30 protein-coding genes are annotated in these 24,684 nt (G+C 70.3%); 16 read left to right on the top strand and 14 right to left on the bottom strand.

What is annotated here, in order from left to right; all coding sequences use genetic code 11:
- Window positions 1-28: 28 nt before the first annotated feature.
- The gene (locus tag ACFWN2_RS15515) at window positions 29-775 is read left to right on the top strand and encodes an energy-coupling factor ABC transporter ATP-binding protein (protein ID WP_382428729.1); all 747 of its coding nucleotides are present in this window, start codon (window positions 29-31) and stop codon (window positions 773-775) included.
- Here ACFWN2_RS15515 and ACFWN2_RS15510 read toward each other — a convergent pair.
- Window positions 754-1,266 carry a TetR/AcrR family transcriptional regulator gene (locus ACFWN2_RS15510; RefSeq protein WP_382428032.1) on the bottom strand — a complete coding sequence of 171 codons (513 nt, stop codon included), beginning with the start codon at window positions 1,264-1,266 and terminating at the stop codon, window positions 754-756. The two genes, ACFWN2_RS15515 and ACFWN2_RS15510, sit on opposite strands and share 22 nt — an antisense overlap.
- A gap of 73 nt (window positions 1,267-1,339) precedes the next feature.
- Here ACFWN2_RS15510 and ACFWN2_RS15505 point away from each other — a divergent pair, with 73 nt between their 5' ends.
- Both ACFWN2_RS15505 and ACFWN2_RS15500 read left to right on the top strand, forming a co-directional pair.
- A complete protein-coding gene (locus tag ACFWN2_RS15505; RefSeq protein ID WP_382428030.1) occupies window positions 1,340-1,756 on the top strand; it encodes a nuclear transport factor 2 family protein in 417 nt (138 codons plus the stop codon).
- On the top strand, window positions 1,753-2,658 hold the full coding sequence (locus tag ACFWN2_RS15500) for a phosphotransferase (RefSeq protein WP_382428028.1): 906 nt from the start codon (window positions 1,753-1,755) through the stop codon (window positions 2,656-2,658). The genes ACFWN2_RS15505 and ACFWN2_RS15500 overlap by 4 nt, the downstream gene beginning before the upstream one ends.
- Here ACFWN2_RS15500 and ACFWN2_RS15495 read toward each other — a convergent pair.
- Window positions 2,655-3,386, bottom strand: coding sequence for an RDD family protein (locus ACFWN2_RS15495; protein ID WP_382428025.1), 732 nt, complete (start codon window positions 3,384-3,386; stop codon window positions 2,655-2,657). The two genes, ACFWN2_RS15500 and ACFWN2_RS15495, sit on opposite strands and share 4 nt — an antisense overlap.
- Window positions 3,387-3,405: 19 nt before the next feature.
- On the opposite strand from ACFWN2_RS15495, the gene ACFWN2_RS15490 reads away from it, so the two are divergent.
- Entirely contained in the window at window positions 3,406-4,413 is a 1,008-nt protein-coding gene (locus ACFWN2_RS15490; protein WP_382428023.1) for a stage II sporulation protein M, read from the top strand.
- Here ACFWN2_RS15490 and ACFWN2_RS15485 read toward each other — a convergent pair.
- From ACFWN2_RS15485 to ACFWN2_RS15450, 8 genes are all read right to left on the bottom strand, one after another.
- Window positions 4,410-4,565, bottom strand: a complete 156-nt coding sequence (locus ACFWN2_RS15485; protein ID WP_382428021.1) for a DUF397 domain-containing protein — start codon at window positions 4,563-4,565, stop codon at window positions 4,410-4,412. The genes ACFWN2_RS15490 and ACFWN2_RS15485 overlap by 4 nt on opposite strands.
- Before the next feature lie 14 nt (window positions 4,566-4,579).
- The gene (locus tag ACFWN2_RS15480) at window positions 4,580-5,410 is read right to left on the bottom strand and encodes a helix-turn-helix domain-containing protein (RefSeq protein WP_382428019.1); all 831 of its coding nucleotides are present in this window, start codon (window positions 5,408-5,410) and stop codon (window positions 4,580-4,582) included.
- An 89-nt stretch (window positions 5,411-5,499) separates the two neighbouring features.
- Complete coding sequence (locus ACFWN2_RS15475) at window positions 5,500-6,789, bottom strand: DUF58 domain-containing protein (protein ID WP_382428017.1); 1,290 nt, start codon at window positions 6,787-6,789, stop codon at window positions 5,500-5,502.
- Between the two features lies 1 nt (window position 6,790).
- Window positions 6,791-7,753 (bottom strand): AAA family ATPase, encoded by a 963-nt coding sequence (locus tag ACFWN2_RS15470; RefSeq protein WP_382428015.1) that lies wholly within the window; start codon window positions 7,751-7,753, stop codon window positions 6,791-6,793.
- Window positions 7,750-8,781: a DUF4350 domain-containing protein gene (locus ACFWN2_RS15465; protein WP_382428013.1), complete on the bottom strand. Its 1,032-nt coding sequence runs from the start codon at window positions 8,779-8,781 to the stop codon at window positions 7,750-7,752. The genes ACFWN2_RS15470 and ACFWN2_RS15465 overlap by 4 nt, the downstream gene beginning before the upstream one ends.
- Window positions 8,778-9,377 (bottom strand): DUF4129 domain-containing protein, encoded by a 600-nt coding sequence (locus ACFWN2_RS15460; RefSeq protein ID WP_382428011.1) that lies wholly within the window; start codon window positions 9,375-9,377, stop codon window positions 8,778-8,780. Before ACFWN2_RS15460 ends, ACFWN2_RS15465 begins: the two co-directional genes overlap by 4 nt.
- On the bottom strand, window positions 9,364-10,365 hold the full coding sequence (locus ACFWN2_RS15455) for a YciC family protein (RefSeq protein ID WP_382428008.1): 1,002 nt from the start codon (window positions 10,363-10,365) through the stop codon (window positions 9,364-9,366). Before ACFWN2_RS15455 ends, ACFWN2_RS15460 begins: the two co-directional genes overlap by 14 nt.
- A gap of 70 nt (window positions 10,366-10,435) precedes the next feature.
- Window positions 10,436-11,014: a uridine kinase gene (locus ACFWN2_RS15450; protein WP_382428006.1), complete on the bottom strand. Its 579-nt coding sequence runs from the start codon at window positions 11,012-11,014 to the stop codon at window positions 10,436-10,438.
- 37 nt (window positions 11,015-11,051) lie between these two features.
- Between ACFWN2_RS15450 and ACFWN2_RS15445 the strand changes: the two genes are divergently transcribed.
- Both ACFWN2_RS15445 and ACFWN2_RS15440 read left to right on the top strand, forming a co-directional pair.
- Window positions 11,052-12,401, top strand: coding sequence for a replication-associated recombination protein A (locus tag ACFWN2_RS15445; protein WP_382428004.1), 1,350 nt, complete (start codon window positions 11,052-11,054; stop codon window positions 12,399-12,401).
- A gap of 31 nt (window positions 12,402-12,432) precedes the next feature.
- Complete coding sequence (locus ACFWN2_RS15440) at window positions 12,433-12,579, top strand: hypothetical protein (protein ID WP_382428002.1); 147 nt, start codon at window positions 12,433-12,435, stop codon at window positions 12,577-12,579.
- 116 nt (window positions 12,580-12,695) lie between these two features.
- Here the strand turns inward: ACFWN2_RS15440 and ACFWN2_RS15435 are convergent, their stop codons facing one another.
- Window positions 12,696-13,103 (bottom strand): MarR family winged helix-turn-helix transcriptional regulator, encoded by a 408-nt coding sequence (locus ACFWN2_RS15435; protein WP_382428000.1) that lies wholly within the window; start codon window positions 13,101-13,103, stop codon window positions 12,696-12,698.
- A 104-nt stretch (window positions 13,104-13,207) separates the two neighbouring features.
- On the opposite strand from ACFWN2_RS15435, the gene ACFWN2_RS15430 reads away from it, so the two are divergent.
- Entirely contained in the window at window positions 13,208-14,113 is a 906-nt protein-coding gene (locus tag ACFWN2_RS15430; RefSeq protein WP_382427998.1) for an alpha/beta hydrolase, read from the top strand.
- A gap of 20 nt (window positions 14,114-14,133) precedes the next feature.
- On the top strand, window positions 14,134-14,769 hold the full coding sequence (locus ACFWN2_RS15425) for a maleylpyruvate isomerase N-terminal domain-containing protein (protein WP_382427996.1): 636 nt from the start codon (window positions 14,134-14,136) through the stop codon (window positions 14,767-14,769).
- Here ACFWN2_RS15425 and ACFWN2_RS15420 read toward each other — a convergent pair.
- Genes ACFWN2_RS15420 through ACFWN2_RS15410 form a run of 3 tightly spaced genes read right to left on the bottom strand, consistent with a single transcriptional unit; the run spans window position 14,766 to window position 17,314 of the window.
- Entirely contained in the window at window positions 14,766-15,482 is a 717-nt protein-coding gene (locus ACFWN2_RS15420) for a MerR family transcriptional regulator (protein ID WP_382427994.1), read from the bottom strand. The genes ACFWN2_RS15425 and ACFWN2_RS15420 overlap by 4 nt on opposite strands.
- Window positions 15,469-16,689 carry an MFS transporter gene (locus ACFWN2_RS15415; RefSeq protein WP_382427992.1) on the bottom strand — a complete coding sequence of 407 codons (1,221 nt, stop codon included), beginning with the start codon at window positions 16,687-16,689 and terminating at the stop codon, window positions 15,469-15,471. The genes ACFWN2_RS15420 and ACFWN2_RS15415 overlap by 14 nt, the downstream gene beginning before the upstream one ends.
- Window positions 16,690-16,735: 46 nt before the next feature.
- On the bottom strand, window positions 16,736-17,314 hold the full coding sequence (locus ACFWN2_RS15410) for a GNAT family N-acetyltransferase (protein ID WP_382427989.1): 579 nt from the start codon (window positions 17,312-17,314) through the stop codon (window positions 16,736-16,738).
- Window positions 17,315-17,448: 134 nt separating this feature from the next.
- On the opposite strand from ACFWN2_RS15410, the gene ACFWN2_RS15405 reads away from it, so the two are divergent.
- From ACFWN2_RS15405 to ACFWN2_RS15370, 8 genes are all read left to right on the top strand, one after another.
- Window positions 17,449-17,940 carry a DinB family protein gene (locus ACFWN2_RS15405; protein WP_382427987.1) on the top strand — a complete coding sequence of 164 codons (492 nt, stop codon included), beginning with the start codon at window positions 17,449-17,451 and terminating at the stop codon, window positions 17,938-17,940.
- A 93-nt stretch (window positions 17,941-18,033) separates the two neighbouring features.
- Window positions 18,034-18,426 carry a DUF948 domain-containing protein gene (locus ACFWN2_RS15400; protein ID WP_382427985.1) on the top strand — a complete coding sequence of 131 codons (393 nt, stop codon included), beginning with the start codon at window positions 18,034-18,036 and terminating at the stop codon, window positions 18,424-18,426.
- A complete protein-coding gene (locus tag ACFWN2_RS15395; RefSeq protein ID WP_382427983.1) occupies window positions 18,423-18,692 on the top strand; it encodes a hypothetical protein in 270 nt (89 codons plus the stop codon). The genes ACFWN2_RS15400 and ACFWN2_RS15395 overlap by 4 nt, the downstream gene beginning before the upstream one ends.
- A 58-nt stretch (window positions 18,693-18,750) precedes the next feature.
- Window positions 18,751-21,420 carry an alanine--tRNA ligase gene (gene alaS / locus ACFWN2_RS15390; RefSeq protein WP_382427980.1) on the top strand — a complete coding sequence of 890 codons (2,670 nt, stop codon included), beginning with the start codon at window positions 18,751-18,753 and terminating at the stop codon, window positions 21,418-21,420.
- Window positions 21,407-21,895 carry a Holliday junction resolvase RuvX gene (ruvX, locus tag ACFWN2_RS15385; protein WP_382427978.1) on the top strand — a complete coding sequence of 163 codons (489 nt, stop codon included), beginning with the start codon at window positions 21,407-21,409 and terminating at the stop codon, window positions 21,893-21,895. Before alaS ends, ruvX begins: the two co-directional genes overlap by 14 nt.
- Window positions 21,892-23,124: an endolytic transglycosylase MltG gene (gene mltG / locus ACFWN2_RS15380; protein ID WP_382427975.1), complete on the top strand. Its 1,233-nt coding sequence runs from the start codon at window positions 21,892-21,894 to the stop codon at window positions 23,122-23,124. Before ruvX ends, mltG begins: the two co-directional genes overlap by 4 nt.
- Complete coding sequence (locus tag ACFWN2_RS15375) at window positions 23,124-23,939, top strand: shikimate dehydrogenase (RefSeq protein ID WP_382427973.1); 816 nt, start codon at window positions 23,124-23,126, stop codon at window positions 23,937-23,939. Before mltG ends, ACFWN2_RS15375 begins: the two co-directional genes overlap by 1 nt.
- A gap of 233 nt (window positions 23,940-24,172) precedes the next feature.
- Window positions 24,173-24,673, top strand: coding sequence for a DUF6985 domain-containing protein (locus tag ACFWN2_RS15370; RefSeq protein WP_382427971.1), 501 nt, complete (start codon window positions 24,173-24,175; stop codon window positions 24,671-24,673).
- Window positions 24,674-24,684 lie beyond the last annotated feature (11 nt).

Here is a 24,684-nt window from a genome sequence, read left to right as displayed (position 1 = left end):
CTGGACGGGCAGGCCGGGAGGTTCGGCGATGATCGTGCCCGAGACCGCGGCGGCGCCCGCGCTGGAGGTCTCGAAGCTCGCCTTCGCGTACCCCGACGGCCACCAGGCGCTGTTCGGCGTCGACCTGCGCGTCGAGCGTGGCGAACGCGTCGCGGTGCTCGGCCCGAACGGAGCCGGCAAGACCACGTTCGCGTTGCACCTCAACGGGGTTCTGTCCGGTGGCTCGGGTTCGATCTCGGTCGCCGGGCTGGAGGTCCGCAAGCAGAACCTGCGCGAGATCCGCCGCCGCGTCGGCCTCGTCTTCCAGGACCCCGACGACCAGCTGTTCTGCCCCACGGTCTTCGAGGACGTGGCGTTCGGTCCCCGCAACTTCGGAATGTCCGATGTGGACGAACGGGTCGCGAAGGCGTTGGGCGCCGTGGGAATGGAGTCGGTCGCGGACCGCTCGCCGCTGCACCTCTCCGGTGGCCAGCGTCGCCGCGTCGCGCTGGCGTCGGTGCTGGCCTGCGCGCCCGAGATCCTGGTGCTGGACGAGCCCTCGGCGAACCTCGAACCGGTGGCCCGCCGCGAACTCGCCGAGCTGCTGCTCTCGTTGGCCCCCACCATGCTCATGGTCACGCACGACCTGCCGTTCGCACTGCAGATCTGTCCCCGCAGCGTGCTGGTCGACGACGGCGTGGTCGTCGCGGACGGCCCGACCCGCGAGATCCTCGCCGACGCCGAGCTCCTGGCACGGCACCGCCTCGAACTGCCCTACGGCTTCCGGCTCGACTGAAGGCCCTGGAGCACGATCTCCAGCAGCACGCCGGGATTCGCGCCCTCGTGCATGCTCTGCAACATCCCCTTCATCAACGCCACCAGGTCCTGGGTCGTGATGTCGGTGCGCACCGCGCCGGCCTCCTGGGCTCGTCCCAGCAGCTCGCCGAGCGCGGCGTGCAGGCTGTCGCGCAGGTCCGACGGCACCGCGATCGCGTCGGACATGTCCCGCTTGGCCGCCGCCTCACCCGCCATCTTGGTGAGGAACGCGGCCAGGTCGGCACCGGGGTCGCCGGACGGCGCTGCTGACTCGATCATGGCCGACACGCGTGCTTCCGTGACGGCCTGGAACAGCGCCTGCTTCGTGGGGAAGTGCCGGTAGACCGTGCCCGGCCCCACCCCGGCCCTCGCCGCGATCTCGTCCAGCGGCACGTCGAAACCCTGTTCCGCGAACAGCTCCCGTGCCGCCCGCAGCACCTTCTCGCGATTCCGCGCGGCATCGGCCCTCATCGTTGCCAACCGGGGCGCGCGTTCCGTATCGTCCTAACCGGGGTCACCGTTCCGATTCTACGAGGGGCCGATCATGACGCGCACACCAGCACAGATCGTGGAACACGTCCGCCGCCAGGTCGCGGGGGAGCAGGGCCACGACTCGTTCGCCGACCTGTTCACCGAGGACGGCGTGATGGCCTACCGCTTCCCGGCGCCGTTCCAGGAGCCCGAGATCAAGGGCCGCGATGCCATCCGCGCCTACTTCGACCGCATGCGCGGAGCCCGCGTCCGCGAGAAGATCGAGATCCAGCACGTCGAAGCGATCACCAGACTCACCGACGACCCGGACGTCGTCGTCGCCGAGATCACCCACCGCGGCTGGTCGAAGGTGAAGCAGGACTACTACACGTTCACCGCCGTCGCGATCATCCACTTGCGCGACGGCGAGATCGTCCGCTACGACGACTACATGAACCCGCTGCTGCTGACCGAGCTCCTGGGCGCATGACGTTCGGCCTGTCCGCCTGGTGCGCCGCCGAACTCGGCAGTTCCCCGGCCGAGGTGTTCTACGAACGCGTGTCGATCTCCTCGGTGTTCGGCGTGCGCCTGGCGGACGGGCGCGAGGTCTACGTGAAGGCACGTGAGGACGACGGCCGGGCCACGTCGTGCCTGGCGGCGCAGGCCTCGCTGGCGGCACGGGGCTTTCCTTGCCCGCGCCCTCTGACGCCGGTCGTCGTCGTGGACGGGTTGGCGGTGCACGCCGAGGACGCGTTGCCCGGCGGTTCGATGCTGCAGGGTTCCTCTCCCGCCGTGGCGGTCCGGTACGCGGAGGTGTTCGCGCGGTCCATGGCGTTGCTGGAGGACGTCGTGGTGCCGCCGCCGCTGCCCTCACCGCGCTGGGCCCGTTGGGACCACGCGGATCCCGGGCTGTGGCCGGAGATCGACTTCCTCGACGCGCGGGACCAGAGCGCGGTGCCGCCGCTCGTCGTCGAGATGGCCTTGCGGGTGCGCAAGCGGTTGCTGGCCACCTCGTTGCCGTGCGTGCTCGGCCACGCCGACTTCGAGGCGCAGAACCTGCGGTGGCAGCACGGCTCGGTACTGGCCGTGCACGACTGGGACAGCCTGGCGTGGCAACCGGAAGCCGCCCTGGTGGGGGCGGCGTCCGGCGCGTTCGCCAATGCTTCGCCGCCGAGCCTGGTGCCTGTCGAGAGCTCGGCGGCGTTCATCGAGGCCTATCAGCGGATGCGTGGTCGGGCGTTCTCCGAGGAGGAGATGGAGATCGCGTGGGCCGGAAGCCTGTGGACCGCCTTGCACAACGCACGGTGGGAGGTGCTGCACGGCGATCCCACGCCGTCAGGTGACGCGGTGCGCGAGCAAGGAGCAGAACGCCTGCGGCTCGCGGGCGCCTAACCCGCTGCCCGCCGCCGACGCTCCGCCAGCACCGCCGACAGATAGGGGTGCGGATGCGTGTACTCGACCCGAGGCGACCGGACAGCCGCTCCCACGTCGTCCGACAGCCGAGCCCCGAGATCCCACCGGGCCTGCTCCGACAGCTCCCCGTACCGGCTCAGGTACTGCCGAGCCGCCAGCACCAGCTCCTCCGGCAGCTGCGACAGGTCGAGCCCGGACGCCCACTCCGCGAGCTGGGGCGGCATCGTGGCGAGCTCCACCTCACGCCGGGGCACGCGCGTGTGGATCACGACGGTGCCCGCCAGGTAGTCGCCGACCCGCTTGCCCTGCGGGGAGAACAGGGAGACGAACAGGGCGATGGCGCCGGCCAGGCCGAGGACCCAGAAGTCGACGATGAAGCCGCCGAGCGCGCGCACCAGGGCGTGGCGGAAGCGGATCGCGCCGCCGTCGTCGCGCACCACGCGCAGGCCCATGACGAGCTTGCCCAGCGAACGGCCTCGCGTCGCCGTCTCGACGGCGGTCGGGTAGCCGATCATCACGATGATCAGGATCGAGATCGCGAGCGCCGACTGCAGCGCGCCGTCGATGTCGACCGGTGCGAGCACGAACACCAGCACCAGCAGGCCGAACTGCACGGCCACGTCGAACCCGAACGCCACCGCCCTGCTGGCGAGCTGTGCGACGCGCAGGTCCAGAACTACCGCTTCACCCGTGACGAGGTCCCCCACGCGGATAGTGTGACTCATCGTGGATCTGGACGTGTTCATCGAGCGGCACCGCGAGTCGTGGCAGCGGCTGGAGACGCTGGTCAAGCGGTCCGGCCGGCTGAGCGGCGCCGAGGCCGACGAACTGATCGAGCTGTACCAGCGGGTCACGACGCACCTGTCGGTCGTGCGCAGCCAGACCCCGGACCCCGCCACCGTCGAACGGTTGTCGTCGCTGGTCGCGCAGGCGCGGTCGGTGCTCACGGGTACGCACGTGCCGGCCTGGCGCACGTTCACGCGCTTCTTCACGCACCGGCTGCCCGCCGCCATCTACCTCGGCTGGCGCTGGTGGGTGCCGGCCGGACTCGCGTTCTACCTGGTCACCGGCCTCATCGCGGCCTGGATCGCCACCAGCCCCGACGTGCAGGCGTCCATCGCCGCGCCGGAGGAGCTGCGCGAGATGACCAGGGCCGGCGGCGCCTACGAGTCCTACTACTCCAGCGATCCGGCCGGGTCGTTCGCGGCGAAGGTGTGGACGAACAACGCGTGGGTCGCCGCCGCGTGCCTGTTGCTCGGCGTCCTGCTCGCGATCCCGCCGATCTACCTGCTCTTCACCAACGCCCTGAACCTCGCCGTCGGCATCGGGCTGATGTTCGGCGCGGGACGCGGAGAGCTGTTCCTCGGACTGTTGGCGCCGCACGGGCTGTTGGAGCTCACGGCGGTGTTCGTCGCGGCGGGCATCGGCATGCGGCTGGGCTGGCAGGTCATCGACCCCGGCAAGCGCACCCGCGCCCAAGCGCTTGCGGCGGAAGGACGATCGGTCGTCGCGGTGGCGCTCGGACTGGTCGTGGTGCTGCTCGTGTCCGGTGTGCTGGAAGGGTTCGTCACGCCGTCGGGGCTGCCCACGTGGGCCCGCGTCGGCATCGGCGTGGTCGCCGAGGTGCTGTTCCTGCTCTACGTCTTCGTGATCGGGCGCAGGGCCGCGCGGCAGGGCGAGACCGGTGACGTGGACGCGAGCGAACGCGAGGACGTCGCGCCCCTCGCCGTCTAGGACTTCACGCGCCTGAGGAACGCCGACCACGCCTCGGTGGACACGGTCAGGTGGGTGGCTGGGGCCTTGCTGTCCCGGATGCCGATGCCACGACCGATCTCGACGCAGTCGTTCGAGTTCGCGCTGTAGCTGCTCTTGCGCCAAGTCGGCATGCGGAAACATCTCCTCAGATCAGGATGCTGTTGATCAGCTCCTTCGATTGTTCCGCATCCAGCGCCTGCCGGTCGAGCCGCTTCAACACCTCGGCGTAGGTCCCGAGCGATGCCTTGTCTTCGAGGAAGAGACTGGAGTTCTCCCCTTCCAGGTAGACCACCGGTTCGAACTTCTCGTAAGCGAGATGCATGAACGAGCCACCGAGACCCGCGTGGGCGCCAACGGATGTCGGCACGATTCGAATCGTGACGTACGAACGCTGTGCCATCACGAGGAGATGGATGAGCTGGTCCTTCATCACGTCCGAACTTCCCACCGGAAGGTGCAGAGCCTGCTCGTGGACGTGGAACACGAATTCGCGGCTCCAGTGGAAGAGTTCACGCCGCTTGACCTTCGCGGCTATGACCTCCTCGTAGTCGACCGACTTCGAGCGGGCCGACCCCTCCACCACGGCACGCATGTAGTCGACCGTCTGGAGCCGGCCCGGGATCAGGTTCATCGACCAGACGGTGATGGCGTTGGCGAGGCGTTCCTGTTCGACCAGGCTGCGCACCAGGTCGGGAACTCCGTCCGCGGGGATCGTCAGGTAGCCGGTCTCGCGCGTCTCGCGGTACAGCGCCAGCAGGTGGCGGACCTCGGCCGGCGGCACCCGGCAGAAGGCGAGCAGCCGCAGCACCTCGGCCTCGTTGACACCGCCCTTGCCCCGGACCACGTCGGACAGCTTGGACTCGTCCCAGTCGAGCATTTCGGCGATCTTGCGGTGGGTCATCCGGGTCTGCTCGATGGCGCGGCGAACGCCGCTGCCGAACTCCCGGCCCACCACACTGGAGTTTCGTCGTGGCATGGCAAGAAACTAGGAGCAGCAAGCCCTTCCGCTCCATCGTTTCCGCCCGAATAGCCCTGAAGGAAGTACTTCTTGGAGCCGGTACAAGTTCAGAGCTTGCCCGCGGCCTTCAGCGACAGATAGCGGTCCGCGAGAGCGCGCGGCAGGTCATCGGGCAGTGCGTCCACGACGTCCACACCGTGTCGTGCGAGCAACGCGGTGAGACGGCGTCGTTCGGCCAGAACACGCTCCGCAGCAGCAGCCGCGTAGACCGCCTCCAGGTCACCACGTCCCGCCGCCATCGCGTGCACGGCCGGGTCCGCCACCGAGGCGATCAGCAGGTGGTGTCGCGAGGCCAACGTGGGCAGCAGCGGCAGGAGACCGTGCTCGACCGACGGTTCCAGCGACGTCAGCAGCACCACCAGCGAACGACGCCCCGAGCGGCGCAGGACCTCGGCCACGGCGGCACGGGCGTCGAACTCGACCAGCTCGGCCTCCAGCGGTGCCATGGCCTGCACCAGGACCGGCAGCGTGGCACGGGGCACGGACGCGCGCACCTTGGTGCTGAACGCCAGGAAGTCGACCTGGTCGCGGGCCTGCGAAGCCAAGGCGGACAACAACAACGCGGCGTCCATCGACGTGTCGAGGCGCGGCAGGCCACCCAGCGCGCCGTCCACCCTGCCCGCCGACGTGCGGGCGGTGTCGACCACGATCGTCACCTGCCGGTCCCGTTCCGGCCGCCAGGTGCGCACCACCACGTCCGACGAACGGGCCGACGCACGCCAGTCGATCGACCGCACGTCGTCACCGATGACGTACGCGCGCAGCGAGTCGAACTCCGTGCCCGCGCCACGGATCAACGACGCACGACGGCCATCCAGTTCACGCAGCCGTTCCAGCAGAGGCGGAAGGTGCCGGCGGCTGTGGAACGGCGGCAACGCGCGCACGGTCCACGGCACGACGTGCGAGCCCTGCCGTGCCGCGATGCCCAACGGGCCGTGGGAACGCACGGTCACACGGTCGGAAACACGATCGCCGCGACGCACGGGCCGTAGCTCGAAAGACAGCACACGCGAGCCATTAGCGGGCACGTCAACAGCTACCTGGTCCTCCACCACACCGGCTGAAGGCGCCCATCCGTCCCGAAGAACGCCACGCAGCCGACGTCCGGGGTTGTGCACGGTCAGTTGCACCACACAAGGCTCGCCCGTGCGCACCGAGGTCGCCCCCGCGCGCGAGAACGTCAGCCGGCGGACACCGGCCGCCAACAACAGGTCGGCGGCCACACACGCGAGCAACACCGCGAGCACGACGAGAATCCCTTGCCACGACGGCAAGAGCAGCCCGACGACGAGAACCCCGACGAGCGCGAGCAGGCCCGCGCGACCCGTGAGCGCCACGTCAGCGCGGCACCTGAACAGCGCCGAGCACGCCGTCCAGCACGCCGTCCGCCGTCACGCCCTCCAGTTCGGCCTCCGGACGCAGCTCCAGCCGGTGCCGCAACGCGGGCCGTGCGAGCGACTTCACGTCGTCCGGCGTCACGTAGTCACGGCCCGAGAGCCACGCCCACGCGCGTGCGGCAGCCAGCAGAGCCGTTGCGCCACGCGGAGAAACGCCCAGACGCACAGCAGGGGACTGACGGGTCGCACGACACACGTCGACGACGTACGCGATCACCTCAGGCGCCACGGTCAACGCGCGCACGGCCGCCGAACCCGCCTCCAGGTGCGCCGCGCTCGCGACCGCGTTCAGCGACGAGAGATCCCGCGGGTCGAACCCGGACGCGTGCCGCGTCAGCACGTCGATCTCGTGCTCCCGCGCCGGGATCGGCATCGTCACCTTCAGCAGGAACCGGTCGAGCTGCGCCTCGGGCAACGGGTAGGTGCCCTCGTACTCCACCGGGTTCTGCGTCGCCACGACGATGAACGGCGAGGGCAGCGGCCGGGTCTTGCCGTCCGCGGAGACCTGCCGTTCCTCCATCGCCTCCAGCAGCGCCGACTGCGTCTTCGGCGGCGTCCGGTTGATCTCGTCGGCGAGCAGCAGGTTCGTGAAGACCGGACCCTCGCGGAACGAGAACGCCGCGTTGTGCGAGTCGTAGACCAACGACCCCGTCAGGTCGCCGGGCATCAGGTCCGGCGTGAACTGCACACGCGTCGTGGACAGGTCCAACGCGCGCGCGAGAGCACGCACGAGCAACGTCTTCGCGACGCCCGGAACACCCTCCAGCAGCACGTGCCCCTTGCACAGCAACGCGATGATCAGCGACGTCACGGCGGCGTCGTTGCCCACCACGGCCTTGCCGATCTCCGCGCGCAACGCCACCAGCGCCGTGCGGGCTTCCTCGGTGGTGACCACTGCCGTCATCCCTTGCGCACCTCGTTCTCCACAGCGTCCAGTTCAGCAGCCAGCGCGACCAGCCCCCGGTCGTCCACCGGCCCGTTGTCGTAGAGCAGCGCCCGCACCGAGGTGACGGGACGCGAAGTCCTGCGGGCGATCTCCTCGGACGGGTCGTCGCCGGGAGGCACCCCCAGCAGCGGCGCCAGCCGGTCCCTGGTCGCCTGCCGCAGCACCGAAGCGGCGTGCTCGGCGGCGTGCGACCGGCGGTACAGCCGGGCCCTGCCCTCCACGGTCTCGGCGGCGCGCACCACGACCGGGAGCGGTTCGGGCACCACGCGGCCGAGCCTGCGCGCCCGCCACAGCGCGATCACCGCGGCGGCGATCCCGAGTTGCAGGGCGGCGAACCTCCAGCCGTCCGGGATCAGGTCGGTCAGCGACTTCTGCTGCGCCCTGTCCGCCTCCGACGGCACGTACCAGACCAGTCGTTCGTGCTGGCCCAGCAACGACAACGCGAGCGCCGCGTTGCCCTCGGAGTCGATGTCGCGGTTGGTGAAGACGCCGCCGTACCCGATCGTCGTCACGCTGCCGGTGCGCACCAGCGTCGAGTCGTAGCAGCTTTGTTCGCCCTCGTAGACGAACCCGCCCATGGTCGCCGCACCGGCCTTCGCGGCCAGCGGGCAGCCCGGCTGACGGGTCTCGGGCTCCAGCCGGGCGATCCCCGTGGCGGGCGCGAGGAGCACCGTCGCGGCGGCCCGGCGGCTCAGGTCCGCGAGGCGTTCGGGCTCGATCAGGTTCGGCTGCGGCACGAACAGCGTCGCACCCTCCACTGAGGACGCGTTGTCGGTGAGCTCGACGCGCACACCGTTCTGCTCCAGCAGGTCCGCGACCGCGTGACTGCCCTCCGGCCGGAACGACCGGGGGTCGAGCGCGCCGCCCTGGCCGCTGCCGCGCAGCAACGTGATCACGACCGCCGCGAAGAGGATGATCACGCCGATCAGCAGCGGACCGCGCGCGGCCGTCCAGATCCGCCGCGTGTCGGGGGAGACCGCCGTCATCCGCGCACCCTGCCGTCCACGGACACCAGCCGCTGGTACCCCTCGGAGGTCGCGGGCCTGCCGCCGTACCAGACGTCGTCGAACTGCACCGCCGCCCCGCGCAGGTCGTCGGCGAGCACCGGAAGTGCCCTGCCCGCCTCGAAGGCCACCTCGTCGACGGTGCGGCCGGCGCGTGCGTCGAGCACGCCGCGATGCTCCAGTTCCCGCACCACCGCGCGGAAGCGTTCGCGCACGGCCTCGGCGAAGTCACCGGCCCCGGCGGCCTTCTCGGCGGCGGCGCGGTGCTCGGCGGCGGTCATGACGGTGGTGCCGAACACCTTGTCACCTGACCGCCGCGCACGGCCCGTGCGGCCGACGCGGAGCCTGAAGATGATGACGATCAGCACCAGCACGGCCACGACGATCGTCAGAGCGGTGATGCCGCTCATGCCACCCGCCCCGGCGAAGAGCTCGCCGAGGCGGGTGAGCACCCAGTCGATGGCGCGTTCCAGCGGGTTCGGGTCGTCGGAGACGTACGCCGGGTCGCTGAGCTCCCGGACGGCCGCCTCCCTCGCCTCGTCGCGGCCGAGATCTACCGGTACGTCAGAGACCGCCATGCCCTGCGGCCCGCTGGAGTTCGATGTCCATGCCCTCGGAGCGCATGCGGCGGTCGACGTAGACCAGCACGGTGACCGCGGAGCTGAACGGCAGCGTGATCGTCGAGGCGATGATCGCGCCGATGGTCGACAGGATCAGCGAACCGATGCTCAGCGCCGCCGTCGGGTCGGCCGAGAAGCCGGTCGTCGCCGCGCCCAGCAGGCCGAACGGGAGGCTGATGATCCAGCTGATGACCCAGCCGATCACGACGGTGAGCAGCAGGATGCCGAACGTGCGCCACCAGGCGCCGTCCACGAGCTTCTTCGAACGGCCGAACGCGGCGGTGACGCCGCAGCGCTCCAGCACCAGCGCGGGCGTGACCAGGGCGAACAGCACCCACAGCCACACGCCGGGCACGACGCAGAGGATCAGGCCGACCGTGATCACGAGGCCGGAGAGCAGCGTCGCGCCGAGCAACGGCAGCAGCCGCGGCTTGAACTCCTCCCACGCCTGCTGGAACGTCACCGGCTTGCCCAGCACGGCGTGACCCACGATGACGGTGATGAAGCCCGACAGGAACACCGTGCCGATCAGCAGCAGCAGGATGCTCAGGAACGCACCCGTGAAGATGCCGGCCAGCGTGCTCGTGAGCTGGTCGATCGCCTGTTCCTGCGTGACCGTGTTCGGGTCGAGCGTCGCGACCGCGGTGAGGTCGTCGAGGAACGGCAGCTGCGCCAGCAGGCCGACGATCTGCGTGATCGCGGCGACGATCGCGGCCGCGCCGATGATCAGCTTCGGGTAGCGGCGCATCGTCGTGATGGCGCCGTCGACGATCTCGCCGACCGCCAGCGGGCGCAGCGGGATCACACCGGGCTTGATCGTCGGCTGTGCTCCGGGCGGCGGAGGGGCGTTGTAGCCGTACTGCGGTCCGGGCGGTGGCTGCTGCCCCGGCTGCTGCGGCTGGTTCTGTGGCTGGTCGGGTGACGACCAGCCGGGCGTTTCGGACATCTCGGCTACCCCCGGTCGTGGTGTGAGCGGCATCTTGCCAGATCAGCCCCACCACCACCGGACAACACGATCACGAAACGAGCTCGGTCCGCGCCTTGGACGGTGTCGTGCGTCGCATGCCCGCGGCGACGCACCTCCTGACGACCTGCGGCTGCTCGCGCATGAGTCGCAGACCGCGTCTGACCAGCGTCGGAACCGGCTTGCGGGCTTCGGCCACGTCACGGGCGAACCGGCGCACGAACGTGACGGGCGGACTGGGCGCCAGCACGATCGCGTCCCTGAGCACCCCCGCCTCACGGGCGCCCTGGACCAGCAGGTCCGCGAACAGGCCCTCCGCGATGAACGCGGGCGCGTCGCCGAGCTCGATCGTCTGCGTGCCGACCGCGCGGTCCTCGCTGATCGAGTAGACCGGCGCCTCGACTCGTCCCGTCTCCGACAGCTCGATGATCGCCCGCAACGCCTTGTCCGCGTTCCACGAGCCGATGTCGTCCCAGTCGGCCCTGCCGTGCTCGTCGCGGGGCAGCAGCGGGTCGTCGCCGTCGCGGTAGAAGTCGTCCAGGCGCAGCACGGGCCAGCCGAGGTGGGCGGCGAGTGTCGACTTGCCTGAGCCGGAGGGTCCGGCGAGCAGCACGGCACGAGGGATGGGCACGGAACGCGATCCTCGCACATGTCCTAGGCTCGAACGCATGAGCGAAGGTCTGTTCGACGAGGGCCTCTTCGGCGCGACCGACGAGGAGAAGGCCGAGCGCATCGCGGCCAACGCCCCGCTGGCCGTGCGGATGCGTCCGGCCGTGCTGGACGAGGTCGTCGGCCAGGACCACCTGCTCGGGCCGGGCGCGCCGCTGCGCCGCCTGGTCGAGGGCGCCACCCCGGCGTCCGTGATGCTCTACGGTCCTCCCGGCACAGGCAAGACGACCCTCGCGACGCTGGTGTCGAAGGCGACCGGCCGGCGGTTCGTCGCGCTGTCGGCGTTGTCCGCGGGTGTGAAGGAAGTGCGGGCGGTCATCGACGAGGCCCGGCGCCGCCTGGTCCGTTCCGGTGAGTCGACCGTGCTGTTCATCGACGAGGTGCACCGGTTCTCCAAGACGCAGCAGGACGCGCTGCTGGGCGCGGTCGAGGACCGGATCGTGCTGCTCGTCGCGGCCACCACGGAGAACCCGTTCTTCAGCGTCGTGTCGCCGTTGCTGTCCCGCTCTCTCGTGCTGCAGCTCAAGTCGTTGACCGACGACGGCGTGCGGTCGGTCATCCAGCGAGCCGTGTCCGACGAACGCGGCCTGGGCGGCTCCGTGACGCTCGAACCCGACGCCGAGGACCACCTGATCCGCCTGGCCGGCGGTGACGCGCGCCGGTCGCTCACGGCCCTGGAAGCGGCGGCGGACTCGGCGACGGCGTCGAACGGCGGCGTGATCACGCTGGCGCTGCTGGAGTCCACTGTGGACAAGGCGGCCGTGCGCTACGACCGCGACGGCGACCAGCACTACGACGTCACGTCGGCGTTCATCAAGTCGATCCGTGGCTCCGACGTCGACGCGGCGCTGCACTACCTCGCGCGGATGATCGAGGCGGGCGAGGACCCGCGCTTCATCGCGCGACGCCTGGTGATCCACGCCAGCGAGGACGTCGGCATGGCCGACCCGACGGCGTTGCAGACGTGCGTGGCGGCGGCGCAGGCCGTGCAGCTCATCGGCCTGCCCGAGTGCGCGCTGAACCTGGCGCAGGCCACCATCCACCTCGCCACCGCGCCGAAGTCGAACGCCGTCACCACCGCGATCTACGCGGCGATCGAGGACGTGCGCAAGGGCGCCATCGGTTCCGTGCCCGCCCATCTGCGCGACGGCCACTACGCGGGCGCGGCGAAGCTCGGCAACGCCCAGGGCTACCGCTACCCGCACGACGTGCCGGAGGGCGTGCTCACGCAGCAGTACGCGCCGGACGACCTGGTGGGCCGCGACTACTACGAGCCGACCGGGCGCGGCAACGAACGCGCTGTCGCGGAACGGCTGCCGCGCCTGCGCCGGGTGATCAGGGGCGAGTAAAACCGGTTGGCGGCACCCGCATGATCGACGCATGGAACTCGTGCCGCACAACCCCGCCGGCGACTGGGTGCACGCCATGGAGGTCCTTGGCGCAGAACGATTCCTGTTCGTCTCCGGCACCATGGCCTCGACCCGGCGGGCAACGCCGGTGCGGACCTGGCCGGGCAGCTCGACCTGATCTGGCCGGCAGCCGCGCGATCCTCGCCTCGGCGGGCATGACCGTCGACAACGTCGTGCGCCTCACCAGTCATCTGCGCGACGCGGAGTACGCGGAGGCCGACGCCGCGGGCTGACTCAGGCGAGCAGCTCGCGCAGGACGCGCTCCAGCTCGCTCCGGTCGCGCGGCGTGATCTTCGCCAGCCTGCGGTCGAACTCCGCCGCGAGCGCCGTGAGAGCACGGGTTCGCGCGTCCTCGCCCTCGGCGGTCAGCACGAGGCGGTGGCGCCGCAGGTCCGCCTCGTCGATCTCGCGCCGCATGAACCCCTTCGCGACGAGGTTGCGCACGTAGACCGTCATGCTCGCCTTGGGGATCACCAGCGCCGCGGCGAGCTCGGCCGGGTAGGGCGAGGCCGGTGCCTCGGCGAGCACGAAGAACTCCTTCGGGTCCAGGCCGAGCGCGGTCAGCTCCGCCGTGCAGGCGTCGAGCACGACCGTCAGCAGGCGGTGGTTCAGCGTCCACAGCTCAGCGGCGTCGACCGGCATGCGAGCTCCCAAAGTGATACAGTTCGGTACTAGTTCAGTCATGTACTAGTAGCGTCTTGAACTTGGCCACAGCTGAACGAACCCTACGCGAAAGGTCGTCACCAGTGATCCGCCACCTCACGATCCCGCGCGGGACGATCGAGCTCGCCGCCGATCTCCACTCGCCCGACGGCACCGCCTCGCCGCGCGCGGTCGTGCTCTCCACGCCCGGCAGCAGCGTCAAGGAGCAGATCGGCGCGAACTACGCGTCGCGCCTCGCCGCCAGGGGGATCACGGCCCTCGTCTTCGACCCCTCCCACCAGGGGCGCAGCGGCGGCGAACCGCGTGACCTCGAAGACCCGTACCGCCGCGGCGAGGACATCTCGTACGCGATCGACGCGCTGAGCACCCTGCCCGGCGTCGACCCGGAACGGATCGGTGTGCTCGGGATCTGCGCCGGCGGCAGTTACGCCGTGCACACCGCCCGCACCGACCACCGCATCAAGGCCGTCGGCACCGTCGTCCCCGGCGACATGGGCGTGTCGTTCAGGGGGTTCCAGCCGGACGGCCCGGTGGCGGCGCTCGACGCCATGGCGGCGGCGCGCACCGAGGAGAACCGCACCGGTGAGCTGACCCGCCTGAACTGGCTGCCCGACACCCTCGCCGACGCCGAGGCCGCGGGGCTGACCGACCTCGACACCACCCAGGCGATCACCTTCTACCGCACCGAACGCGGCCGCAGCGAGCACTCGACGAACCGCCGCCTGGCGCGCGGTGACGCGCTGCTGCTGGGCTACGACCCGTTCCACCTGGTCGACCCGCTGCTCACCCAGCCGCTGCAGGTGGTCCTGGCCGGCCGTCCCGGCAACACCGGCAGCTACGAGGCGGGCATGCGGCTCTGGAAGACCGCGCCCAACCCCGTCGACCTCATGGTGGTCGAGGGTGCGGGGCACTACGAGATGTACGACGTGCCCGAGTACGTCGACGCCGCGGCGGACAGGCTCGCCGCCTTCTACTCCGAGCACCTGTAGAGCCGCGTAGCTTCGGCGGGGTGACGATCAGAGAAGACTTCCTGACCGCGGGCGGCATCGCACTGGACCTCCTGCGCCACGAGCAGGTCGCGGCGCACTGGGACCAGCCGAGCGCCCTGCCGGAGTTCGGGGTCAGCGGCCTCGCCGGACACCTGGCCTACCAGGCTCTGCCGTTGCCGGGCATGATCTCCACGCCCGCCGGGGACGAGCCGGTCGTCTCGCTGATGGAGCACTACGAGCGGGCGAAGTGGACCGAACTGGACATCGACTCCGAGTTCCACACCCGCATCCGCGCGGGCGGCGAGAAGCTGGCGGCCGACGGCGCCGACGCGCTGGCCGACCGGTTCGAGCAGGCGCTGGGGGAGCTCGGGAAGTCGTTGCCAGGCCTGGAGAACCGGGGTGTGCGCATGCCGCACTGGGGGCCGTGGGCGGTGTCGCTGGACGAGTTCCTGGTGAGCAGGCTGGTGGAGTTCGTCGTGCACTCCGACGACCTCGCGGTGAGCGTCGGCGTGCGGACGCCCGAGTTCCCGCGCCACGTCAACGAAACCGCCATCGACCTGCTGACCCGCATGGCGCTCAACAAGCACAGCGGGGTCGAGCTGGTGCGCGCGCTCAGCCGCAAGGAACGCGCACCTCAGGACATCACCGCGTTCTAGTCCTGAGACAGCCGCTGCTGGACCCGGCGCAGGACGTCGTGCTGCGCGGGCCTGAGGGTCCGCTTGCTCAGCTCGTCCATCAACGCCGACGCGCGCGCGTCGATCGGAAGCAGTTCGGCGGCGCGCGCCAGCAGGGGTTCCAGGCGCGCGGCCAGTTCCTCGGCGAACGACTTGAGCTCGTCGTCCGGGGTGTCAGGTCCCAAGGCGTAGAAGCGCTCCGTCAGCAGGGCGGACTCGGCCGGGTCGCCGAAGAGGGCGGCGAACCCCGCCGGACCCCGCTCGCCCAGCAGGTGCCCGGCCAGCACGAGCTGTTCGTGTTCGAAGCGAGCCATGTCCGCCGGTGTGCTCGCCGGGCCGGAGCGCCATCGCGAGAGTTCGGGAGACAGGTCGGGCGGGGCGCCGCTGTGGCGCAGCGCGGCGATGACGGCCCGGCGGGCGGTGAGCCGTTCGATGTCGGCGGCGGCCTGGTGGTCGAGCTCGTCGAGCAGCGCCTCGGCGGCGGCCGGGTCGTCCAGGACGGCGGGAAGTGCGGACAACGGCAGGCCGAGCGCCGTCATCCGCGTGATGCGCAGGAGCCGGACGAGGTGCCCGACGTCGTAGTGCCGGTAGCCGCCGGTCGAACGCGGTGGCTCTGGCAGCAGCCCGATCTGGTGGTAGTGCCGCAACGTCCGGACGGTGACGCCGGCCAGGTCGGCGAGCTCACTGCTGAGCACCGGTCAGCTCCTTCGGTTCCAGGTCGCGCAGGGCGCGGGAGAGCACCACGGCGAGCAGCACGAGGACCCACACCCCGACGACGCTGAACCCTGCCAGCACCGGGGTCCCGTACGTCGCCACCACTCCGGCGAGACCGATCCCCACCGGCGCCGCGACCATCAGCAGGGCCGTGTTCACGCTGAACACCCGCCCGCGCACGGCATCGGTGGTCCGTTGCACCTGCAGCACCCCGACGACCGCGCCGACCACGGCGTTGCCCAGCCCGAGCAACGCGGCTCCCGCGAACACCACGGCAGGAGTGAGCAGCGACGCCATCAGCAGGAATCCCGCGGTGGTCACGACCAGTCCGGCCGGCAGCAACACCCGCGACGGGATCCGCCCGCCGAACGCGCTGTAGAGCGCCGCACCGCCGAGCATCCCGACGGCCAGCGCCGTGAGGACGAGGCCGAGCAGGCCGGGACGGTCGATCACGGCGAAGTGCAGCGGCATCACCAGTCCCTGCAACCCGCCCAGTGCCACGGCCAGACCGATCAGCAGGCCGGACGCGCCGCGCAGGAACGGGCTGCGCCACACCACCGACACGCCCTCCCCGAGCTCGCGCAGCACCGAACGCCGAGGCGCCCCGCCCGCCTCGACCTCGCCCAGCCGGCGCGGCAGCGTCCGCGTCAGCAGCGCCGCGACCGCCGAGGTCGCGGCGGTGAGCCACAGCACGGACGTCGCCGGGAGGGAGGCGAGCAGCACGCCTGCCGCAGCCGGGCCGATCACCAGGGCGGCGGAGGACAGGGTCTGGCGCAGACCGACCACGCGCGTCAGGTCGAGACCCGCGTACCGGGCCACCGCGGGGGCCAGCACCTCGCGGGCCGTCGTCCCCGGCACGTCCCCGAACGAGCCGAGGATCCCGAGCGCGATGAACCACGCCAGGTCGAGACCCCAGACGAGGTCGACGAGCGGCAGCGCGGCGACCGAGGCGGCGGAGATGACGTCGGAGAGCACCGAGGCCGTCCTGCGGTTGATCCGGTCGATCACCACCCCGCTGAGCAGGCCGACCAGCACGGCCGGGACCGCCGTCGCGCCCGCCAGCGCCGCGGTGCCGAGAGGGCTGCCGGTCGTCTGCAGCACGATCAGCGGCAGAGCCACCGCCGCGATGCCGTTGCCGAGCAGGCTCAGGAGGTGGGACGCGAGGTAGGTGACAGCGATCAGCGGCATGCGGCCAGGAAAAACCCTGACGTCGCGTCGGGGTCAAGGACGCGTTCTAACGCCTGCACACCATCAGCAGCGCCACCTTGCCGGGCAGCATGATCTCGTCCGCCGCCACGAACCCGCCCGCCTCGAACGACCGGATGGCACGGGTGTTGCGCACGTCCGGCTCCAGCACGATCCGCGTGCAGTGCGGGTCGGCCTCGAACAGCGCGTCGGTGAGCCGGGGCAGCAGCGCCCGCACGAGTCCGCGGTCGGTCATCGCCAGCTCGCCGACCGCGAGGTTCAGGCCCAGGTCGTGCGGCCGTGCCTGGTAGCAGTGGCCGACGGCGTGCCTGGCCGCGCGGTAGACCTCGGTGTAGATCACCGGGCGGCCGTGCCAGCTGATCAGCAACGGCCGCACGTCGTCGCCGTCGAGCTGCGTGCGCAGCTCGGTCTCCCAGCGGGGCAGCGTCCACGCCTGCCGCCAGAACGCGGCGACGTGCGGCGCGGAGTTCCAGCGGTGGACGAGGTGCAGGTCGTAGCCGTCCGAACGCGCCACGCGGGCGTCCCACGGCATCGACAGCTCCGGGACCGGGGGAGGGCCCGCCGTGATCTGCGGGCGGTAGGAGTCCAGGTGCGACACCGGCTTCACGAGGCCTCCCGGGCCGATCAACTTAGGGTTGCCTTACTTCACGCCTCAAGGCTGCCGCTGTCAAGCCCTGTGTGACGGGTATTTCACAGGCGGTGACGGCCGCACGTCAATGAGCAGTCCCGTACGTTCTCGTCATGCAGGAGACACAGCGCGAACCCGTGCCCAGGGTCGACACTGGTGAACTCGCTGTCGCGCACGAGTTCCTCAAGTTCCAGCGGCACTGCGTGCTCAAGAAGACCGAGGGCCTCACCGACGAGCAGCTGCGCAGGCCGCTCGTCCCCAGCGGCACCTCGATCCTGGGGCTGGTCCAGCACCTGGCCGAGGTCGAGCGCGGGTGGTTCGCCCACCACCTCGCGGGAGGCCCCGAGCCGCACGGCGACCTGGACATGGCGGTGCCCGCGGGGCAGAGCGCCGCCGAGATCATCGAGGACTACCGCGCGACCGCTGAGGAGAGCGACAGGGCCATCGAGGCCGCGGGTGATCCCGAGGCGTTGCTGGCCGTGCCGATCGACGGTGTGCGCAAGACGCTGCGGTGGCTCCTCGCGCACATGAACACCGAAACCGCCCGCCACGCGGGCCACGCCGACATCATCCGCGAGCAGATCGACGGCACCACAGGTCGTTGAAGATCAACAAAACAGGCCCCTCATGTGGGTGTCGGACCCACCCGGTAATCTCACCCGCAACCAAGCCCGAACGCCTGTTCACCAGGAGGATCTGTGTCGCCAGGGTGGCTCGCCGCCGGTGCCTTCGTGCTGCTCGTGCTGCTGCTGGCGATTCCGGCGTTCAAGGCCGCGCGCTTCTTCGACGAGGCGACGATCGCGATGCGCAAGGCCCACGAGAACACGGACCCGTTGTTCTCCGAGGCCAACACGACGCTGACGCACGTCAACACGCAGCTCGAACGCGTTGACGGCATCACGGCCAACGCGCGCGCCGTGACGGGCAACGTCTCCGCGCTCACCAGCCTGTTCACCGCCACGCTCGGCGGTCCGCTGGTCAAGGCCGCCGCGCTGTCCTACGGCGTGAGCAAGGCCGTCAAGGCCCGCCGCAAGGCCGCCGAGCAGCCGAACAAGCACGCCAAGCGCCGTCCGAAGCGGGGTTCGCGATGAGCCGCCTCTTCTGGTTCGGCCTGGGTGCCGCGGCCGGCCTCTTCGTCGCGAAGAAGGCCGCCGAGGTGACAAAGCAGGCGACTCCTGCCGGTATCGGCGCTAACGTGGGTGAAGGCCTGCGCGAACTCGCCGGCGCCATCGGTTCCTTCGGGGCCGAGGTGCGCCAGGGGATGGCCGAACGGGAACAGGAGTTGCAGGACACCGTGGAACGTCAGACGGGATTCACGCCGGGGCGCCGAGCGCCCAAGGCGAACGGCAAGCACTAGTCGTTCGCCCCGCAGACGTGCCCTGACCTTCCCCAGCAACACACTTAGGAACTTTCCCGTGCAGACCCACGAGATCATCAAGCGCTTCCGCGAGCACTTCGAGAACGCCGGGCACAAGTACATCCCCAGCGCCTCGCTGCTGCTCGACGACCCGAACCTGCTGTTCGTCAACGCCGGCATGGTGCCGTTCAAGCCGTACTTCCTCGGCGAGGCCCCGCCGCCAGCCCCGCGGATGACGAGCATCCAGAAGTGCGTGCGCACTCCCGACATCGACGAGGTCGGCAAGACCACGCGCCACCTCACGTTCTTCCAGATGGCCGGCAACTTCTCGCTCGGCGACTACTTCAAGGAAGACGCCATCCGCCTGGCCTGGGAGCTGATCACCAAGTCCCAGGACGACGGTGGTTACGGCTTCGACCCCGAGCGCATCTGGGTCACGGTCTACGAGACCGACGACGAGGCCATCGAGCTGTGGCAGAAGGTCGCCGGCATGCCGCTGGAGCGCATCCAGCGCCGCGGCGTCGAGGACAACTTCTGGTCCATGGGCGTCCCCGGCCCGTGCGGCCCGTGCTCGGAGATCTACTACGACCGCGGCCCCGAGTACGGCAAGGAGGGCGGCCCGGTAGTCGACGAGGACAGGTACCTGGAGATCTGGAACCTCGTCTTCATGCAGAACATCCGCGGCGAGGGTGGTGCCAAGAAGGACTACCCGGTCATCGGTGAGCTGCCGTCGAAGAACATCGACACCGGCATGGGCGTCGAGCGCGTCGCCTACCTGCTGCAGGGCGTCGACAACGTCTACGAGACCGACCTGGTCCGCGCCGTCATCAACAGGGCCGAGGAGCTGTCCGGCCGCAAGTACGGCGCCAACGAGGTCGACGACGTCCGGTTCCGCGTCATCGCCGACCACGCCCGCAGCGGTGTGCTGCTGGTGGGCGACGGCGTCACGCCCGGCAACGAGGCCCGCGGCTACGTGCTGCGCCGCCTGCTGCGCCGCATCGTCCGCAGCTCGCGCCTGCTCGGCGTCACCGAGCCCGTGCTGCAGACGTTCGCCGAGGTCGTCCGCGACTCGATGGGCGAGGCCTACCCCGAGCTGGTCAGCGGGTTCGCCCGCATCCAGCAGGTGCTCAAGGCGGAGGAGGACACGTTCCTGCGCACGCTCGACGCCGGTTCGCGGATCTTCGAGAACGCCGCCGCCGAGGTGAAGTCCGACGGCCGCGCCACGCTGCCCGGTGACAAGGCCTTCCAGCTGCACGACACGTACGGCTTCCCGATCGACCTCACGCTGGAGATGGCCTCCGAGGCCGGCCTGACCGTGGACGAGGACGGGTTCCGCAACCTGATGGCCGAGCAGCGCGCCCGCGCCAAGGCCGACGCCGCCGGCAAGAAGACCGGTCACGGCGACCAGTCGGTCTACCGCGAGCTGCTGGAGCAGGGCCCGACCGAGTTCACCGGCTACACCGAGCTCGCCTCCGAGGCCACGCTGCGCGGCATCGTGCTCAACGGTCAGCGGGTCAAGTCGGCCAAGGAAGGCGACATCGTCGAGGTCGTCCTCGACCGCACGCCGCTCTACGCCGAGTCCGGTGGCCAGGAGTCCGACGCCGGCACGATCGTCACCGGCAACGCCGAGCTGGAAGTGCTCGACGTGCAGAAGGTCGCCCGCAAGCTGTGGGTGCACCAGGTCCGCGTCAAGTCCGGCGAGGTCGCCGAGGGCGAGCACGTCGAGGCCCGCGTCGACCAGGAGTGGCGCGTCGGCGCCCGCCAGGGCCACTCGGGCACGCACGTCGTGCACGCCGCCCTGCGCCAGGTGCTCGGCCCGTCGGCCCTGCAGAGCGGTTCGTACAACAAGCCCGGCTACCTGCGGCTCGACTTCGCCTGGACCGGTGGCCTGTCCACCGAGGCCAAGAGCGAGATCGAAGAGGTCTCGAACCTCGCCGTGCGCAAGGACCTGCCGGTCAGCATCGTCTACACCGACATGGCCGGTGCCCAGGACATGGGTGCCGTCGCCCTGTTCGGCGAGACCTACGACGAGACCGTGCGCGTCATCGAGATCGGTGGCCCGTGGTCGCGCGAGCTCTGCGGTGGCACGCACGTCGAGCACTCGTCGCAGATCGGCCCGATCACCCTGCTGGGTGAGTCCTCGGTCGGTTCCGGCGTGCGCCGCCTGGAGGCCTACGTCGGCATCGAGGCCATGCGGTTCCTGGCCAGGGAACGCGCCATCGTGCAGAACCTGTCCGACATGCTCAAGGTCGGCTCCGAGGGCCTGCCCAAGCGGATCGAGTCGCTGGTCGAGCGGCTGAAGTCCGCCGAGAAGGAGCTGGAGAAGGTCCGCGCCGCCCAGCTGCTCGGCAACGCCGGGTCGCTGGCCGACAAGGCCCTCGACGTGCGCGGCCTGTCGCTGGTGGCCCTGGGCCTGGAGGGCGTGTCGGGCAACGACCTGCGCACCCTCGGCGGCGAGGTCCGCAACCGGCTGGGCAGCAAGCCCGGCGTGGTGGCCCTGTTCTCGGTCGACGGCGACAAGGTCAGCTTCGTGGTGGCCACCACGGCCGCCGCCCGTGACCTGGGCCTGGCCGCCGGCAAGCTCGTCCCGGTGTTCGGCCCGGCCATCGCCGCCCGCGGTGGCGGCAAGCCGGACCTGGCTCAGGGCGGCGGCACGAACCCCGCCGGTGTCCAGGAAGCCGTCACGGCTCTCACCAACGAACTGGACAAGGTGCTTGAGCAGCGCTGATGTTCCTGGTGTCGACGATCCGGGCCTCGGACGGAGGCTCGGCGTCGACGTCGGATCGGTGAGAGTGGGAATTTCTCTCAGTGATCCGAGTGCGTTTTTGGCGACTCCGCTGGTTACCCTCCAGCGTGACGAGAAGCGCGGCTCGGACCTCACCGAGCTCGTACGTCTCGTGGCCGAGCATGACGTCGTCGAGGTCGTGGTCGGCTTACCGAAGACATTGGCAGGCAGGCACGGACCCGCTGCGGAGGCAGCGACCGCGTACGCTGCGGCCTTGGCCGGGCGCATCGCCCCGGTGCCGGTGCGGTTCAGCGACGAACGACTGACGACCGTCGTGGTGAGCCGCGTGCTGGCGCAGCGCGGTGTGAAGGGCAAGAAGCAGCGTGCCGTGGTCGACCAGGCTGCCGCTGTCGAGATCCTGCAATCTTGGCTGGACGCACGGGCACGTTCGGTGTCCGCCCGAAAGGACGAGGCGTGAGCGGCGACGATCTCGGGTTGTTCACCGACCCCGAAGTTGATGAGCGACGCCCGGTCAGAAAGCGCGACCGCGAGCGGGACAACGCCAGGGCGAAGGCGAAGAAGCGCAAGAAGACGATCCTGTGGCTCGTCGTGGCGCTGGTCCTCGCCGTCGGCATGGGCGGCGCGTACTACGGCTACAAGGAGCTGCGCGGCATCGGGTCGTTCGACGACTTCGCGGGCAGCGGCGAGGTCGACGCCATCGTCGAGGTCCAGGACGGAGACGTGGTCAGCAAGATCGCGTCGACCCTGTACGACAACGGCGTCATCGCCTCCGCGCGCGCCTTCACCGAGGCCAGCAAGACCGACGCCCGCGTGACGTCGATCCAGCCCGGCTTCTACCTGATGAAGACGAAGATGTCGGGTCAGGAAGCGGTGGCCCGCATGATCGACCCGAAGACGCGCGTTCCCGCCGTCCAGGTCGTCGGCGGCATCAAGCTCACCGACATCAAGGTGGGCGACAAGACCGTCAAGGGCATCTACTCCCTGCTGGCCGACGCGAGCTGCACGGAGAAGGACGGCGAGAAGAAGTGCCTGACCGGCGATGAGATCAAGGCCGCCGCGGAGCAGACCGACCCGGTCGCCCTCGGCGTGCCGGAGTGGGCGCTCGCGGACGTGAAGGCCGCCGAGCCGCAGTTCCGCCTCGAAGGCCTGATCATGCGCGGCGTCTACCAGGTCAAGCCGGGTGTGAGCGCGGTCGAGCTGATCCGCAGCGTCGTCGTGTCCTCCGCGCAGAAGCTGCAGGGCGCGGGCATCCCCGGCGGCACGGTGAACACGGGCTACCGCCCGTACCAGATCCTCGTGATCGCGTCGCTGATCGAGAAGGAAGCGATCGAGCCGGACTTCGGCAAGGTCTCCCAGGTGATCTACAACCGCCTGAAGCACCTGCCGCAGACGATGCCGCTGCAGTTCGACTCGACCATCAACTACAAGAACAACCAGCCCCACATCCGCACGTCCGACGACGACCGCAACACCGACGGGCCGTACAACACCTACATGAGGCGCGGTCTGACGCCGACCCCGATCGGCTCTCCGTCGCAGCAGGCCGTCGCCGCCGCGATCAAGCCCGAGGGCGGCAACATGCTGTACTTCGTGAAGTGCGACAAGAACGGCAACTCGTGCTTCGCGGACACGTTCGAGGAGCACGACGCGAACGACAAGAAGGCCCAGCGGGAGGGCGTCTACTAGTGGTGCGCAAGGCGGCGGTGATCGGTTCGCCGATCGAGCACTCCCTTTCTCCCGTGCTGCACAACGCCGCGTACGCCGCGCTGGGCCTCGACTGGGAGTACACGCGACTGGAGTGCTCCGAGGCGGACGTTCCGGCTCTGGTGTCGTCGCTCGGCCCGGAGTGGGCCGGCCTGTCGTGCACGATGCCGACCAAACGCGCGGCGCTGGCGTTCGCGTCCGTCGTGACCCCGAGGGCCTCGGCGGTCGGTGCGGCGAACACGCTGGTGCGCAAGGGTTCCGAGTGGCACGCCGACTGCACCGACGTGGACGGCGTGGTGGGAGCGTTGCGGGAGAAGGGCTTCTCCGGCGGCACCCACGGCCTGGTGGTCGGTGCGGGGGGAACGGCGACGGCCGCGCTGGCCGGGTTCGCCGCGCTCGGCATCACCTCCGCCTCCCTGGTGGTGCGTGACACCTCGCGCGCGGGGGAGGCCGTGGAGACAGCGTCCAGGGTCGGTGTCTCCGTCGAGGTCCTCGAACTGTCCTCTGTGGACCTCGGCGTGCTGGCAGGCTCGTCGGACGTGGTGGTGTCGACGGTGCCCGCCGAGGCCACCGCGCCGCTGGCGGCCGACCTGGCCAAGGCGCCGTACGTGCTGGACGTGATCTACCACCCGTGGCCCACGCCGGTCGCCGCGGCGGTGGAGGCCTCGGGCACCCGGCTGGCCACCGGCCTGGACATGTTGCTGCACCAGGCTTTCGGGCAGGTGGAGCAGTTCACCGGCATGCCCGCGCCGCAGGACGTGATGCGGAAAGCGTTGTCCTCGGTAACTTTCGGCTAGATCATCGTCCGTGGAATACCGCCGAGCAGCACGCGTGTGATTGTCTTCGCGTGACTTTGTTTGACTGCGGACGATGTGCCACTCGGCCGGAGTCAGCGCATGCCGGTCTTCCTGCGGTGGACCGGTAGGTGGGGCGCACGGGTGTGCCTGCCGGGTGGCTCCGCTTGGGCGCGTGGGCCCTCCGGTCCGGCACCACGGCCGCCGGTGCGCCCCGCCTTTTTTATGATGGCCCGGTGGAGATTCCCGGGTTGGGTCCTGTGACCGAGGACGACTGCGACGGTCTGGTCAGCGCGCCGATCGAGGTGCCGGTGCTGGGCGGTTGCCCGCTTCCGTTCCACGTGGACGGTTACCAGGACGACCCGGCGCAGGAGGACTTCCACGCCGCCGTCCGCGCCTTCCTGGCGCTGGACCGCACGGCGCTCGACGCGGCGGCACCGGCGGTTTTCGACTACTACCGGCACATGGGCGAGATCTTCGGCGACGAGCTGGACGACTTCCCCCGCATCGCCGGCCCCGGCACCGTCTGGGACCACGTGACGTTCGCGCGGCACCAGGTCACCGTGAGCCGCGATGGTGACGGCGAACCGGTCTACGTCTCCGTCGAGGCGGAATGCGAGTGGGAGGAGGAGCACGGGCTGCAGGTCGTGTTCCGCGAGGGCGCGCGCGTGACGAAGGTCGGCCCGTACGACGGCCATCTCACGAACGGGACAGACACCGTCTACGAACGCTTCTAGGTTCCGCGTCG

This window comes from Lentzea sp. NPDC058436 (assembly GCF_042721515.1).
In the GTDB taxonomy this organism is placed as follows: Bacteria; Actinomycetota; Actinomycetes; order Mycobacteriales; family Pseudonocardiaceae; genus Lentzea.
Note: the sequence above shows the minus strand (reverse complement) of the source record. Positions and strands in the feature narration are given on the sequence as shown.

Bases quoted from the DNA above. Each gene is read 5' to 3' on its own strand.
- ACFWN2_RS15515 (WP_382428729.1), top strand. From the start codon at position 29: ATGATCGTGCCCGAGACCGCGGCGGCGCCCGCGCTGGAGGTCTCGAAG.
- ACFWN2_RS15510 (WP_382428032.1), bottom strand. From the start codon at position 1,266: ATGAGGGCCGATGCCGCGCGGAATCGCGAGAAGGTGCTGCGGGCGGCA.
- ACFWN2_RS15505 (WP_382428030.1), top strand. From the start codon at position 1,340: ATGACGCGCACACCAGCACAGATCGTGGAACACGTCCGCCGCCAGGTC.
- ACFWN2_RS15500 (WP_382428028.1), top strand. From the start codon at position 1,753: ATGACGTTCGGCCTGTCCGCCTGGTGCGCCGCCGAACTCGGCAGTTCC.
- ACFWN2_RS15485 (WP_382428021.1), bottom strand. From the start codon at position 4,565: ATGCCGACTTGGCGCAAGAGCAGCTACAGCGCGAACTCGAACGACTGC.
- ACFWN2_RS15480 (WP_382428019.1), bottom strand. From the start codon at position 5,410: ATGCCACGACGAAACTCCAGTGTGGTGGGCCGGGAGTTCGGCAGCGGC.
- ACFWN2_RS15470 (WP_382428015.1), bottom strand. From the start codon at position 7,753: ATGACGGCAGTGGTCACCACCGAGGAAGCCCGCACGGCGCTGGTGGCG.
- ACFWN2_RS15465 (WP_382428013.1), bottom strand. From the start codon at position 8,781: ATGACGGCGGTCTCCCCCGACACGCGGCGGATCTGGACGGCCGCGCGC.
- ACFWN2_RS15460 (WP_382428011.1), bottom strand. From the start codon at position 9,377: ATGGCGGTCTCTGACGTACCGGTAGATCTCGGCCGCGACGAGGCGAGG.
- ACFWN2_RS15455 (WP_382428008.1), bottom strand. From the start codon at position 10,365: ATGTCCGAAACGCCCGGCTGGTCGTCACCCGACCAGCCACAGAACCAG.
- ACFWN2_RS15445 (WP_382428004.1), top strand. From the start codon at position 11,052: ATGAGCGAAGGTCTGTTCGACGAGGGCCTCTTCGGCGCGACCGACGAG.
- ACFWN2_RS15440 (WP_382428002.1), top strand. From the start codon at position 12,433: ATGGAACTCGTGCCGCACAACCCCGCCGGCGACTGGGTGCACGCCATG.
- ACFWN2_RS15435 (WP_382428000.1), bottom strand. From the start codon at position 13,103: ATGCCGGTCGACGCCGCTGAGCTGTGGACGCTGAACCACCGCCTGCTG.
- ACFWN2_RS15415 (WP_382427992.1), bottom strand. From the start codon at position 16,689: ATGCCGCTGATCGCTGTCACCTACCTCGCGTCCCACCTCCTGAGCCTG.
- ACFWN2_RS15405 (WP_382427987.1), top strand. From the start codon at position 17,449: ATGCAGGAGACACAGCGCGAACCCGTGCCCAGGGTCGACACTGGTGAA.
- ACFWN2_RS15395 (WP_382427983.1), top strand. From the start codon at position 18,423: ATGAGCCGCCTCTTCTGGTTCGGCCTGGGTGCCGCGGCCGGCCTCTTC.